Genomic DNA, 13,469 nt, shown 5'->3' on the forward strand with positions numbered 1-13,469 from the left:
GCGCGTTTAGGTTCCACGGCAGGCAAGCGGCGGTTGCAGTTGCGCTTGGAAGGAAAGCCTGGGCACAGCGGCAGTTAAGGTCACTTCGCCTTTGGCTCCGATCGTCCAACCGGTTGCTTCCACCAGAGCTGGTGTAGCGCCAGAAGCAGGATGAGTGGCAGCGGAAGGAGTAGCTGAAGTAACGGCGGCATTCTGCGGACGATGAATGACCCCTAGGTTCCGTTGGTCTTGCCAGGGTGGGTCATCTGCTAAAGCTTCTTGTGGCGTAGGTGGCAGCCCGCCTCGTCCAGTAATCGTGAAGGAGTTGCCCTCAGAAGCGGCACAGCCTTGAGCAATCAGACCAGAAGCATCGACTAAACCGGTGGGCAGTTCCACCAGACCAGAGGTCGGGTTTACTTCTGGCGTGATGATTTCGACTCTGCCGTTTAAGGCGGAGCTAGCCCCGGTTGCGGTGATGTCACTTAACAGGCTGTTTTGCTCTCGAAACTGAAGGCCAAACAGGCCATCGGTGCTGATGGTGACGTTGCCGCCTCGGGCGTTAACTGAGTCAGCTCGGATGTCGCTGTTTTCTGTATCAATGGCAAAGAGTAAAGCACTATCAATATTGATGTTGCCGCCATTGCCACTGCCGCCTGCTGAGGTGGTGATTTGGCCATTGCGACGGGTGAGCAATAGACTCCCGACTCCGAGATCAATGTTGCCTCCCTCACCGGAGGCTGTAGAGGCAGTAATCGCGCCTTGTCGGTCTAAAAGAATTGAGTCGGCATTGATGCGTAGAGTTCCAGCATCACCTGTTCCTTGGTGACTGACGTTGATGCTAGCCCCATTAGACACCTTCAACCGGGGCGTGTTAATGATGACATCCCCAGAGGCTCCACTCGGAATTGGTTGCCCTGGAAACGGATAGACGAAAGCATACGAGCTGATATTACTGGGAAAAGGAATGAGAAGTAGCGCTTGACCTTGAACTTCTACAGATTCAGTCGCATTAACCGTCAGCTTACCCGCGTCACCACTTGATCCCGCAGAAGTAGAGATTCCTCCTCCATCCTGAGCGACTAGCCTTGCTGTGTTGACAGTTACATCTCCAGCCCTGCCAGTTCCATTAGTGCCAGCACTCACATTGCTAATCGTGATGTTACTAGCGCCAGTTGTTTCTATTGATTCGCTCGCGTTTACTGTAATATCTCCTCCACGACTTGACAGGCTTGTTAGAGAGCCTATGTATGCACCGTCCTCAATGTTTAACCGCCGAGTAGAGACTAGGATATCTCCCCCATCTCCAGAGCCATAAGCCACAACACTGATTAGAGTCTGAACCGTAGGACGAATGGGCGACAGCCCAATGAGACGCACTTGATCAGAGGCAGAAACAGTCACATTGCCTGACCTACCAGAACTGAAGGAAGTCGCAAATATTCCTGCCCCATCTTTGGCAGAAAATTGCTGAGTAGAAACTGTAATATTTGCGCCACTGCCGCCCCCTAAAGCGTCGCTGCGCAAGCCACCTGGAAAATTAAGATCTGGGCTGTTACCGCTCAGTTCTACAGCAGAGATTGCATTGACATTAAGGCTTCCGGCTCGTTGATTGCTTTGATTCTGAATCAACAAAATGGAGCCATCAAGGAGCGATATGCGCTCGCCTTTGACGTGAATCGAACCACCGGGTGAGCCACTGGCATCCACTAATGCTCGCCCTGATAGACGAATATCTCCGAAGCTCGGTACGCTTGCATAAGAAAGCGCGAGGCCGGAAGCAATAGAACTGAGATTCACTACACCAGAGCGCACACTTCCTAGCTCAAGGCGTCCTTGCTCGGCTGTCAAAACCCCACCGATTAATTTGACATCTCCCCCAACTAAGGCAAGAGTCTTCCCTGAAACAACCTGCAACCCTGTTGAGCTAGCCTCTCTGGTTAGCGGTGATGCGAAGGGAATTGGTGCCGATAAGTTGTAGCCATTGCCCCGCACTGTTATATCGCCGGGACTGGGTCCAAACTGCAAGCCCACCGGCACACTAACTGTTAGCAAGGAGTTGGCTTGAGGGGCTTTGGCACTGAATAGACTGCCATCGGCAAAGTTGATGCTATTGGCTGTGCTGCCCACAAACGAGCCACCAATATTTAACCTGGCATTGGGACCAAAGATAATGCCATTAGGATTGAGCAGAAACAAGTTGGCGCTGCCATTGGCTCGGATTAAACCATCAATAGTTGAGCTTGCTCTACCAGTGACGCGGCTGAAGATGTTCTGAATGCCGGGTGCATTGTTGAAGTAAGCAGAGCCACCCGTGGGCACCGAAAAGCGGCTGAAGCTGTGAAATAAGTTGCTGCCTCGTCTTGCACCACCATCGATCTGAAAGTTGGGATTGCCGGAGACTTGGGAGCGTTCTGCCGCAGGTAAGCTTCGGTCTTGAACCACTTGGGCATTGGCAACTGGGTAGCAACACAATGCATAGAGAATACTGCCCGTCAAGAGCCATGATTCTGGGTAGTATTTGTTCATCCCAAGCTTCTGCTTTCTGCAAGACATGGCTCTATGACGGGTGGAAGGCGAATCACAGGTGGAATAGAAGATTCCTACTGTGATTACTGAGAATTGTCAACATTTGCTGAGGCCGATCCAATCAATCTTGATTTGAATCAAGACAGGCCCTTTTGTTGAAGATAAACGTCACTGGCTAATTGCCGTCGCGTAACTGCCCTTTGCTTTGAGGAGCGCTTTGGCGATTACTTTGGAGAGCTGACAGAAGTCAAGGAATTATGATCCCCTTAGAGCTACCTTAGATTTAGCTTAGAGCCAGCTTAGAAGTAATTTCCAATCAGTTTTTTAGATTCAAAACTGACTATTCAGCTAGTTTGAAAAGCGCCTTTATTCTATAAGCTGGTTCCATCGGCTAATCCCAGTTCTCGGCTTGAAACACCTAACTGGTGAGCCCAAAATCGTAAGCCCAGTGTCGTCTTTAAGACTCAGTGCTTCGATTCTCTTTTGGAAGTGAGCCCAGACAGACACCCAAACTAGATGCAAATCAACAACCCAATCAACCTCTAAAGCAACCACAAGCTCTGATTCAGACCCGCTCCCTCATGGACAACTCCCTGCCGCCTATGAAATCTGGGTCAAGCTCTTTTTCAGCCTCAGCTAGCCTGCATCAAGCCAGCAAGCGCAAACGTGGCGTCATCCTCACTGACCAGGGTTGGAGCAAACTGATCCGTTCTAGAGAAAACGCTGAGTTCGCTGAAAACGCAGGGGAGCCGTTCACTCTCGAAGAACTGAGCGAACGCACGCAACTGAGCCTGAATACTCTCTCGCGTGTGCTGACTCGTGAACAGGGTGTGGATAAGCAAACGCTGCTGTTCTACTTCCAATCCTTCGATCTGCAACTAGAACCGGGGGACTACACCAGGCCACCGTCGCCAATGGAACTGCTCAATTCTTATCAGGATTGGGGAGAGGCGATGGATGCTGCTTGCTTTTCTGGTCGGGTTCAGGAACTGTCTCAACTCCAGCAGTGGTTGCTCCAGGATCACTGCCGTTTGATTGCTCTGCTGGGCATTGGCGGCATTGGCAAGTCGGCTCTGGCGGCCAAGCTGACTAAAAAGGTGCAAGGGGATTTTGATGTCATCATTTGGCGTTCTCTGGAGTTGGCATTGCCGATGGACGAGTGGCTGAGGAGTGTCTTGCGTTCCTTCGCTCAGTCCCGTGGTCCGGAAGCAGGGATGGAAACGGCCCTCCCCCGTAGCTTGAATGGCAAGATTAGCCGCTTAAGACATGAGTTGCAGGAGCGTCGCTGTCTGCTGGTCTTGGATAACGTCGAGACGGTGATGTGCGCGCCCAAACCGATGGGACAGTTTCAAGCGGGCTATGAAGGCTACGGTCATCTGCTGCGGTGGATAGGGGAAGTGTCCCATCAGAGTTGCCTGCTGCTGACCAGTCGCGAAAAGCCAAGGGAAGTCGGGCTACTGGAAGGCCAGCACCTGCCGGTGCGCTCATTTGTGCTTAAAGGCTTAGAGATTGCGCAGGCCCAGGAGATCTTCCGGCAAAAGGGGATGTTTTCAGGCACCGAAACGGAGTGGGCTGAGGTGGTTGATCACTATGGAGGCAACCCGCTGGCCTTGAAGCTGGTAGCAACTGCGGTGCGCGAGAGCTTTGGCGGTCGGCTGGGCGAGTTTCTGTGCTACATGAGACAGGGCATGGAAGTGTTGGAAGACGTGGAAGCTCTGGTGGGTCAGCAGTTTGAGCGCCTGTCGGAAGCGGAGCAAGCAACCCTGTGCTGGTTGGCGGTCAACCAAAAAAATATGACTCTCTCCATGCTGAAAGAGGAAGTTCCAGCCAGAATCAAGCGATATTTACCCAGAGCGCTGAACTCGCTGTTGAGGCGTTCTCTGATTGAGAAGCGAGAAAACGGCTTTTTCCTACAGCCCTTGGTGATGGACTATGTGCTGGAGCGGCTGAACCAGCAGGTTTGCCAAGAGATGATGCTCAAGGTCGATTAGCCCGCTGCCATCAAGGTGACTTGAACCAGGCCACTTGTACCAGACGGGCGGAGAGGTTGTAGAGAACAACTGAGCGTCCAGCCTCATCGAGAATGCGCAGGCTCTCGACCCAATGGGCTGCTTCTAAACTCACCAATAAACGTTTGACTTCCTCGTTGCGTAGGCCGGAGTCGCGGATGATCAGCGAGGCAGGAATATTGGCTTTGTGGCTGTGCGAGTCGGTGTAGTTAGCTAGCACCAGCAAAATTAGCTTGAGCGAGGGCATCAGTTTGAGGTCGCGGCTGATGTGATCCCAGAGGTGTAGGCGAACTTGGGAAGGGGATAGAGAAGGAGTCATTGGCAGAGCTTTAGGGATTAGGGATTAGGGGTTATGGAAGCTAGAAATCAGAACCTCATTGCCTGCGGCACCTCCCCTTGCTAAGGGGAGGTTGGGAGGGGTCGGATGGGTAGTGAGAGTTGCAAATCAAATCAGAACCTCATTGCCTGCAGCTCCTCCCCTTGGCAAGGGGAGGTTGGGAGGGGTAGTGAGCTGGTCTAAATCCAATTGCGCTTTGCGTTGTTGCCAAAGTCGGCGCAAGTAGGCAATGGCATCAGGTGCGTAGGTGAAGCGTTCGATTTCGGTTTTGAGCAGTTGGCCAAATTCTTGTAAAGCTTGGTGCGTTTCGCAGGTGCGAATGGTTTGGACGCAGGCTTCGAGCCAATGAATCAAGTTGCGATAGCTAATGAATTGCCCACCCCGGTCTTTGCGATGCACAAATAGAACCTGTGCCCATTGTTCAAAGCGCAGAATGCAGTCGGGTGGGATGCCGAGATAAGTGGCGAGGTAGGAGAGTGAGATCTCGAATTGACGCGGATTGATGGCTTGCAAAAGTTTGCGCATGGGGATGCAGTGGTGGATGAGAAATTGGGTATTTCAGGCCCCCCCGGCCCCCCAAGTTTGGGGGGAGAAAGAGAGTTGATTGAGGGTTTAATGTGATGGCAAAAATGAGTTCCAGTTCCCCCCAGCATTGGGGGGTTAGGGGGGCCAGTATGCGGTCGTGGGTAGGGGCGAGGTTGTCTCGCCCTGTGTCCCCTACGCAATTCACCCTTGAACTGGCAGGGTTCAAAACGTGGTTGCGGCAATATTGCACTGGGCAAGGAAACCTTGCCCCTACCGATGGAATTCATCACCATTGACATCAATAAGGTTTAGAAAATTTGCGGTCGTGGGTAGGGGCGAGGTTATCTCGCCCTTACCGGAATACCGCCAAATGATTAGCCACCCTGTTTTTGGCAATGCAAAGTCGGGGTGGCTAGGAGGGTGTTAAAATCACCCGTTAGCCTCCTGACTGGGTCGAACCAGTTGAGGGGTTAGCTGTCCACAAGTTGGCTTCTAACTTCTGGGCAGCGCTAAATTTTTGCAGCTATTAACCGTGATTGACGATAGGCAAAAGCTCCGCTCAATGCGATGCAGCCAAGATTAGCAGAGCAACGGGCGTTACGCAAGCGAGTCTTCTACGGGTCAGCAACCAGCCGCTCCAGCCAGCCAACGGAGCCAAAAGTTTAGCGACTCGTGCCTCCGCGCAGGCACCAAAGCCTAAAAATTAGCCAACGGAGCTAAAAATTAGCCAACGGAGCCAAATTTTTAGCTCGCGTCGGTCTGAAATAGCAAAAGATGGCTACTGAAATACCAATGGCTCTAAAAAGTTGATTAATTTCCTTCCGAATCATTAACTTTCCAAATCAATTTAACCAACTTTCGCTATTCAGAAGCAAATTTGGAAGAAAATCTAACAAAGTTGGCTAAATTTAGCCAACTTTCGCTGCTGCGACTGAAACTTGGCTACCCAATAGCAAAACTTCAATCAGAAATAGCGAACCGAGCTTATTTTTAGCAAAACTATCCTTAATCTCACTGAGTCTTTGGCCTCTGCTATGCAAAGTTCGGTATTTTTACGAAGTTAAAGCCTAGTCTTTTGGGGGCATTCCTAAATTTAACAAGTTGATTGTAAATTCCTAAAAGGTTGATCAAAATGCCTCTTATACCAGTTCACGCTACTATCTCCACCGCCTCCCAAGAAAGGATCGCCGCCGCCGTTGGCGTCCTTCGTCAAGAACTTTCCTTCCTGGTCAAAATGACGCCCGCCGAAGGCAAATCCCTAGCCAAAATGGGCGACAAAGCTCAAACTTTTGTCCAAAAGTCAGCCGAGTTTGCGGTTCGCAATCCCGACTATCTGCCGCGCCGCTTTGACCTGGAAACCATGCTGCAAGATGTGGAGCTGTTGGAAGATCTGTATCCCATCCTGATGTCCCTGACCGACCTGCGCGAACAAATGAATGACACCTATCGCGTCGTTGGCAATCAAGCCTACACCGCAGCCCGCAAAATCTACATTTCAGCTAAGGCAACCGGTGAGGGCGAAGTAGATGGTTCGCTGAGCCAACTGGGCCGCCACTTCCGCAAAACCCGCAAACCTCAAACCGACGCTGAAGCCTCCTGAGCAATCTTTTCAGTCTCCATAGTTCTCAAAGTCCTTAATTCTCCCACGCCTTTTGCAAGACGCTGCAAGGGGCATTTTTTTGTGATTAATTGCACCCGTTCACTACTTTCTGGACACTCGGCAGGCTCAAGAGATAGGCTGTGGCAGTTGCATAGCTACCAAACCCGGATGAATTGACCCTCAAATCTAAAACAAAGTACCCTCATCCGGTGGTTAAGAGCACCAGTCATCCACTGGAGCCTTGCTGGAGGATGCAGAGGGGGTTTCTGTGCCTACGCTTTTTGAGAGCTTGATTTTGAGTAGTGGTCGATGCTCCCCGGTGTGTTAGAAAGCCCATCACTGCTGCCGTACTCGTTTTCTTCAGATGGCATTTACTGTGAAGCAAGATAGAACAGTGAATCAAGTAAACATCAGTTTTCTTAGTTTGAAAGGAGTGGTACTTGAGGTGGTTGCAGGACAGTTTTGAGAAACCTTAGGAACACGGCAAAGTAGTAATTTAAGTGTAAATGTAATCCGCCTTTTGGGTCAGGTCGGTTTTAATTCTTTAGTAACCACCATTAACTATCATGTTGATTCGTCAGGTTGAGCTAGAGGTGCCCGCTGATAATCCATTCCACAATGATGCTTTAAACCGGAAGGAACTGGAACCTCCACTTACGCAGTTTGTAACCCAAGCCTCAGGCCCATTTGTACTTGCGTTAGATAGTTCTTGGGGTTCAGGAAAAACAACGTTTCTCAGAATGTGGCAACTTAAACTTGCTGAGACCGGACATGCTTGCCTTTACCTTAATGCTTGGAAAACTGATTTCACACAAGAACCTTTAGTGGCAGTTGTTGGGGAATTGTCAAGTGCTATTGAAAGTTTTGCACCTACTGGACAGCAAGGAACAGCTCTGCGACGACATATGAAAAAAGCTCGGCAAGTAGCTGAGTCGATTGCTAAACGCTCAATACTTGTAGGTGTAAAGCTTGCAACAATTGGCATCCTTGATACTAAGGATTTGACAGAGAAAATTATTTCCGATCTCGCGTCAGATATTGTGGAGGATCGGATAAAAAACTATGAAAAGGGCAAATCGGAAATTGAAGAATTTAGAAAATCCCTCGCCTCTCTTGCAGGAGAAGTGGAAAAACTGAGACCAGATGTATCAGCCAAAGTTGTAATCATAATAGATGAATTAGATCGTTGTCGTCCTACTTATGCAGTGCAACTTTTAGAACGGATAAAACATCTCTTTGATGTACCAGGAGTAGTTTTTATCCTCGGCATTGATCGATCCCAACTTAACCATTCAATACGGGCGCTTTATGGCTCAGACTTTAATGCACAGGGGTATCTAAAACGCTTTATTGATGTGGACTATCGACTACCAGAACCAAAAGCGGGGGATTATTGCTCATATCTTTTCAAATGTTTTGGTATTGAGGAACTGATATCAAAACGAAAAACACGAAATAAGCAATATGAGCTACAAGCTTTAAGAGATTTTTTAGGGTGCTTTATGTCTGCAGCCGGAATGACCTTGAGGGAGCAGGAACAAACTGTGGCGAGATTGAGAATTGTGCTACAAACAATTCCAACTAATCATTTTCTTTTTGAGATAACACTGAGCATTCTTTTATTCCTGCGAGAGTGGAATCGTAATATTTATACGTCTCTCTTGGCGGGTGAAGTTAATATTGAAGATATTCTTACTGAGATTGAGCAACTTCCTAATATCAAGGAAGCTTCTGGAAAACTTGATAGAGATTTACTTGAAGCAGTTCTTCTGGCTGGATTGATTGAGCTGGGTGTGACTTCTCCTAGTTTAGAAGATTATAGAAAACTTGTTGGCTCAGGCTCGAAGGAACCCAATTTTAATAAAGCCCAGAAAATTCTCCGTATCATTGAAAAACTTGACGATCCATTTGATCATGGTGGACCAGGATTTAAGGTTACGGAGCAACGATTGGCACTTACAAGTCGCTTTGTATCATATGACGATGAGAGTAGAACTTAACAAACGCATGTACTGTACTAGCTGAGATGCTTTCTATCTAGTTTCAACACTCTCGGAGCCTATGACGCTAGTTATTAGTCCGCTAAATTAGGGTCGGAAGTGTAATCTCAAGCCTATAGGTAGATGTGATGATTAAGTTGCGCGTAAAATCCAAACAAGAAAAAATCAACAAGGCGATAGTACTTTCAAACCTTCTTATCTTCGAATTTAATGCTTTAGAGACGGAATCGTTTGAGTATCCAGCAAGTCCCTAGAAAAGTTCATGAGTAACCGAAGATACTATTCCATTCGCACTGGTAAAAATCCTGATGCAAGTCGCTATGATTTGCCTATTCTTCTTAGACTATTTCACGATTTTTATCTTGAGTTTCTAAATAAAGATTATTTTCAGGAAAATTTTGGTTATATCTGTGTAGATGCTGGAGAGGTTTCAGGTAACTTAGGTTCTGACATCGAAGCTCAAATGTTTCGTGCCATTAGAAGACCTAAACTGTGGCCAATTCAGATAAGATATAAGAGCTACTCAGAAGACGATTTATTTGATGTTATTGAGTTTCTTTATGATCATGTCTCTAAACCAGTTGATGGGTATTTTCATGGCCACAATGCATGCGGCTATCATTACGATACTTTTGATAAAAGGACAGGCCAGCAGGAATTTAGAGATGTTATCAATCAAATTCTATATGATTACAAGGAGGGGTATGAACTTTCCGATGAGGGAGAAATTCTGGAATCTCCAGAGCAGGGATTAGAGAAGTTGTTTACTGCAAGTTTGCCTACGCGTGATGCTAACAATGTTGAGCAGCGCGTTCAATCTGCAATTCTCAAATTTAGGCGTTATCGCTCGTCTCTAGATGAGAGACGTGATGCAATTCGAGATTTAGCTGACGTTCTTGAGTTTCTGCGTCCTCAAGTTAAGACAGTAATATCGAAAAAGGATGAGAGCGATTTATTTTATATTGCTAATCAGTTTGGGATACGGCACCACAATGAACAGCAAAAGCAGGATTATGATAAAGCCATTTGGTACAGTTGGATGTTCTATCACTATTTAGCAACAATACACGCTTGTTTAAGGTTAATTAAAAAAGCTGAGAGCAAGTCTCCGAGTGAGGGCTAACACTCCACGACAACGGACGAACGAAAGTTGCTTCTGATGTTCCAAAGGTTACTAAAGTGATCTAATGTATAGTTAACCTACTCCACACAGAGAAGTTGCACTTGCCTTTGAAGGATATCAATGAGCTTGAAGGCGCTTGAGAGGCAATTCAAGGAAGAGGGTGAGCCAACCGTTGATAAGTTACAGCAAAAAAAATGTTGCAAACAAAGTTGTATGTTTATTGGAAGTGGATTGCTTTAGCTATCTTTTCGGCAATTTTATCTATTTTTTTATTTTCTACACCTAATATTGCGAACGCACAAAATGCGACATTCTCCACAGATCAAAATCCGTTATGTCAACAACTCGACTTCGAAAAACTAGGAAACAAAGAACGTCCTACCTTAGACTCAATAATTATAGAAACCGGGTCACGCATTATTCCAGACGGTGAAACTATAACTGTCAAGATTTCTAAGCCTTCACCTGCAAATACTGTCTTCTGCGCCAGGATCTATACAAATAAAGAGATCAAACCAGTCAGAGTAATAACAGCAAAAAACTCCTCTGATGGCAATACCATCCTAACACTAAGAACTCCTAGCATTGACTGGAGACTATTGCGTATCGAAGCAAAGTTTGATTTGGCCTCTATCCCGTTTGATGAATCTACTGGGAAATATCGGATAAATTCTCCAGATACATACGTGTCACAAGATGTAAAGATTAGTTCTTGGCCATTCTCTGTTGTTGGTTCTATTATTGCTATTTTTGTAGCTTATTCAGTGGCAGCTACTGCTGTCTACCGTTTGAAGAACAATCAAGAAAAAGGTCCCTCACAAAATATGTTGGGCTACTTAGATCTTGTTGCTTTTACATCAGAAAAGTCTGGGAAAGCCAATATTTCTAATTTGCAAATTACGTGGTTTACTTTAATTGTATTTGGTCTACTGGTCCATGTTCTGTTAAGAACTGGTGAGCTAAGTCCTATTTCAGACAATATTTTGTGGTTACTTGGAATCAGTGCTACTGGTAAGATTATCTCAAGAGGAGTGGATTTTACCAGAAATCGGTTATCACTTGAAAATCGGGCATGGTTGTATTATCAAGGATGGTTAAAAGATACTGGGCCATTAAAGGCAGCTAAGTGGGGAGACTTAATAATGACTGATAGTAGTTTTGATGTTTATAAGTATCAACTACTAATTTTTAGCTTGATCGTTGGTATAACTTTGACAGTGAGCGGTCTCAATGCGCTAACAACATTCAACCTTCCACAGGGATTTGTAAGTTTGCTTGGTCTAAGCAATGCTGTTTATATTTTTGGAAAAACAACATCTCCAAATCTTGTTGCAGAGTTAAATGAACATTTGAATCAACTACGTGGCCTTGAAAAGAGATATTCTGAAGATCCTGAAGCTTATAGAATGAAGGCTAGAGATGTTGCTAGTATGCTTGTTTTAGTATATGGAGAAGAACTTACAAAATTTAATTCTGGAATCACAAATTCTTCTTTAGAACCTAGACTGGTTGATTGAAAAATTTCTAATGAGTGACGAACTTAGAAAACCCACCTAATAAGACTAGCCAAATCACCACAGCTAGCCAGTGTATAACTGATGGCAACCAAATTGAGCCAGTACCTAAGTAAGCAATTGTGCATATAACCCCCAATAAAGCAGCTAAAACCAGAAAGATTGGTTGCACAAAGACGTAGTAACCAGAAGGATTCCAAGTCATACCTTGAATTGGATGGTAGACAATAAAAATTATTATGCCGATGATTATCCAAAGCATTTTTGTTTTCATAGACGGGTTTTCAAAAGGATGTGGTAGCAATAGAACTCGAAAAAGTATCTCCTCGCTCAAAGCTGGCATAACAAAGGAAAAAGCTGCAATTTTTACGACTTCTTTCCACGTTTCATTGATTATTTGAATTCTCAAGAAGTTAGATTTGAATCCGATAAATAGCAACAGAGCTATCAATACTAAAATAGGTAGTAGCAAACGTTTTAGTTGATTGGGACTGATGAAGTTAGTAAAAGCAAAATATAAACGCTCCCATAGTAATTGAACCATTGGTAATCTCTAGAAAATGACTTACTGATTGAATACCTTGAAATTCTACACTTATGATAGAGACTATCGGTGATGAGTAGAACAAGTTGTCGTGTTGCGGCATGTAGCTTGACAGGAAGCGCAACAACCTACCCAAAGTATTGGTAGGGGAAAATCCAGAGGGAAATATGCAATACGTTCTCATTATTCACGAAGTCGAAGATTACCCAGCATGGAAAATAATTTTTGATAACGCCGCACAAATCCGAAAGGAAGCCGGAGAAATTAGTTATCAGTTGCTCAAGTTTGAAAATGACGCTAATAACATTGTGCATTTCTCACGATGGGACTCATTGCAAAACGCCAAGAACTTCTTCGAGTCGGAAGCATTAGTCGAAATTCGTAAGCAAGCTGGTGTCAAAGCGCCCAAATTTGTTTATTTGAACGAAATTGAAAACGGCAATTTATAGAAGCGTGTAAAATCTGGGCACTAGCCTCAGTTACATTTGGAATCGCCTAGAATTGAGCAACCTACTAGAAAGTATGGATTAAATCCTTCTTACACAACGCATCTAACGCCTCTAGAATCTTACAAGGGGCGTTTTTTAGTGACCAACCTGCACCCATTCCTCCTGAACACATAGATTTAAAGCTATGGCATTTGAATTTGATCATCTCTTTATCTGTACTGATATTGGGGCTCCCGAAGCTGAGCCTCTAGTATCACTTGGTTTGATTGAGGGATCATCCAACACCCATCCTGGACAAGGCACAACCAATCGTCGCTTCTTCTTCCACAACGCCATGTTGGAACTGTTGTGGGTTTATGATCCAGAAGAAGCTAAGTCTGAGCCAATTCATCGCACTCATCTTTGGGAACGCTGGGCAAATCGGAATAACGGCGCCTGTCCATTTGGCCTCTGTTTACGTCCAGCCACAGACTCCAGTGACATCATTGCATTTCCTAGTTGGCCCTATCGTCCACCTTATTTGCCCGAAACAATGAGCATTGCAGTGGGCAACAATAGCAACGTGTTAACTGAGCCAATGCTGTTTCAGACTCCATACGGTCAACGTCCAGACCGTTACTCTGCTGAAAGGTTACAACCTCTCGACCATCCCGTAGGGATACAAGAAATAACCCGTGTAGAGCTAGTGAGTCCCACTGCCAACAATCCGTCACCAGAGCTTCAAGCCGTGATTGATACAAACCAAGTAAAGCTACGGGTAGGAGCAGAATATTGTATAGAGCTTGGCTTCGATGGAGAAGTGCAGAAACAACAAGTAGATTTCCGACCTGGGTTGCCGCTTATTATCCGTTGGTAGCGTAAAC

The 13,469-nt window shown here is 46.0% G+C and carries 11 protein-coding genes; 7 read left to right on the forward strand and 4 right to left on the reverse strand.

Annotated features, from left to right (window positions below; translation table 11 throughout):
• Positions 1–6: 6 nt before the first annotated feature.
• Entirely contained in the window at positions 7–2,505 is a 2,499-nt protein-coding gene (locus H6F94_RS24170) for a beta strand repeat-containing protein (RefSeq protein ID WP_190804840.1), read from the reverse strand.
• 602 nt (positions 2,506–3,107) lie between these two features.
• Here H6F94_RS24170 and H6F94_RS24175 point away from each other — a divergent pair.
• Positions 3,108–4,496 carry an NB-ARC domain-containing protein gene (locus tag H6F94_RS24175; protein WP_190804841.1) on the forward strand — a complete coding sequence of 463 codons (1,389 nt, stop codon included), beginning with the start codon at positions 3,108–3,110 and terminating at the stop codon, positions 4,494–4,496.
• Positions 4,497–4,506: 10 nt separating this feature from the next.
• On the opposite strand, the gene H6F94_RS24180 is transcribed toward H6F94_RS24175, so the two are convergent.
• Together H6F94_RS24180 and H6F94_RS24185 are read right to left on the reverse strand one after the other, a co-directional pair.
• The gene (locus H6F94_RS24180; RefSeq protein ID WP_190804842.1) at positions 4,507–4,833 is read right to left on the reverse strand and encodes a hypothetical protein; all 327 of its coding nucleotides are present in this window, start codon (positions 4,831–4,833) and stop codon (positions 4,507–4,509) included.
• 126 nt (positions 4,834–4,959) lie between these two features.
• Positions 4,960–5,376 carry a hypothetical protein gene (locus tag H6F94_RS24185; protein WP_190804843.1) on the reverse strand — a complete coding sequence of 139 codons (417 nt, stop codon included), beginning with the start codon at positions 5,374–5,376 and terminating at the stop codon, positions 4,960–4,962.
• Positions 5,377–6,508: 1,132 nt separating this feature from the next.
• Between H6F94_RS24185 and H6F94_RS24190 the strand changes: the two genes are divergently transcribed.
• From H6F94_RS24190 to H6F94_RS24205, 4 genes are all read left to right on the forward strand, one after another.
• Complete coding sequence (locus H6F94_RS24190; protein WP_190804844.1) at positions 6,509–6,976, forward strand: hypothetical protein; 468 nt, start codon at positions 6,509–6,511, stop codon at positions 6,974–6,976.
• Between the two features lie 566 nt (positions 6,977–7,542).
• Positions 7,543–8,976 (forward strand): KAP family P-loop NTPase fold protein, encoded by a 1,434-nt coding sequence (locus H6F94_RS24195; protein WP_190804845.1) that lies wholly within the window; start codon positions 7,543–7,545, stop codon positions 8,974–8,976.
• A gap of 262 nt (positions 8,977–9,238) precedes the next feature.
• Complete coding sequence (locus H6F94_RS24200) at positions 9,239–10,099, forward strand: hypothetical protein (RefSeq protein ID WP_190804846.1); 861 nt, start codon at positions 9,239–9,241, stop codon at positions 10,097–10,099.
• A gap of 194 nt (positions 10,100–10,293) precedes the next feature.
• Positions 10,294–11,616, forward strand: a complete 1,323-nt coding sequence (locus H6F94_RS24205; RefSeq protein WP_190804847.1) for a hypothetical protein — start codon at positions 10,294–10,296, stop codon at positions 11,614–11,616.
• 7 nt (positions 11,617–11,623) lie between these two features.
• Here H6F94_RS24205 and H6F94_RS24210 read toward each other — a convergent pair whose 3' ends face one another.
• Complete coding sequence (locus tag H6F94_RS24210; RefSeq protein WP_190804848.1) at positions 11,624–12,157, reverse strand: CPBP family glutamic-type intramembrane protease; 534 nt, start codon at positions 12,155–12,157, stop codon at positions 11,624–11,626.
• Between the two features lie 167 nt (positions 12,158–12,324).
• Here H6F94_RS24210 and H6F94_RS24215 point away from each other — a divergent pair, with 167 nt between their 5' ends.
• Together H6F94_RS24215 and H6F94_RS24220 are read left to right on the forward strand one after the other, a co-directional pair.
• Positions 12,325–12,606 (forward strand): antibiotic biosynthesis monooxygenase, encoded by a 282-nt coding sequence (locus H6F94_RS24215; protein WP_190804849.1) that lies wholly within the window; start codon positions 12,325–12,327, stop codon positions 12,604–12,606.
• A gap of 184 nt (positions 12,607–12,790) precedes the next feature.
• Positions 12,791–13,462, forward strand: a complete 672-nt coding sequence (locus tag H6F94_RS24220) for a hypothetical protein (RefSeq protein WP_190804850.1) — start codon at positions 12,791–12,793, stop codon at positions 13,460–13,462.
• The last annotated feature ends 7 nt before the right edge of the window (positions 13,463–13,469 follow it).

Source organism: Leptolyngbya sp. FACHB-261 (assembly GCF_014696065.1).
In the GTDB taxonomy this organism is placed as follows: domain Bacteria; phylum Cyanobacteriota; class Cyanobacteriia; order FACHB-261; family FACHB-261; genus FACHB-261.

Coding starts and splice junctions, on each gene's coding strand:
- H6F94_RS24220 (WP_190804850.1), top strand. CDS start 12,791: ATGGCATTTGAATTTGATCATCTCTTTATCTGTACTGATATTGGGGCT.
- H6F94_RS24205 (WP_190804847.1), top strand. CDS start 10,294: ATGTTGCAAACAAAGTTGTATGTTTATTGGAAGTGGATTGCTTTAGCT.
- H6F94_RS24195 (WP_190804845.1), top strand. CDS start 7,543: ATGTTGATTCGTCAGGTTGAGCTAGAGGTGCCCGCTGATAATCCATTC.
- H6F94_RS24175 (WP_190804841.1), top strand. CDS start 3,108: ATGAAATCTGGGTCAAGCTCTTTTTCAGCCTCAGCTAGCCTGCATCAA.
- H6F94_RS24210 (WP_190804848.1), bottom strand. CDS start 12,157: ATGGTTCAATTACTATGGGAGCGTTTATATTTTGCTTTTACTAACTTC.
- H6F94_RS24200 (WP_190804846.1), top strand. CDS start 9,239: ATGAGTAACCGAAGATACTATTCCATTCGCACTGGTAAAAATCCTGAT.
- H6F94_RS24215 (WP_190804849.1), top strand. CDS start 12,325: ATGCAATACGTTCTCATTATTCACGAAGTCGAAGATTACCCAGCATGG.
- H6F94_RS24190 (WP_190804844.1), top strand. CDS start 6,509: ATGCCTCTTATACCAGTTCACGCTACTATCTCCACCGCCTCCCAAGAA.
- H6F94_RS24185 (WP_190804843.1), bottom strand. CDS start 5,376: ATGCGCAAACTTTTGCAAGCCATCAATCCGCGTCAATTCGAGATCTCA.
- H6F94_RS24180 (WP_190804842.1), bottom strand. CDS start 4,833: ATGACTCCTTCTCTATCCCCTTCCCAAGTTCGCCTACACCTCTGGGAT.
- H6F94_RS24170 (WP_190804840.1), bottom strand. CDS start 2,505: ATGAACAAATACTACCCAGAATCATGGCTCTTGACGGGCAGTATTCTC.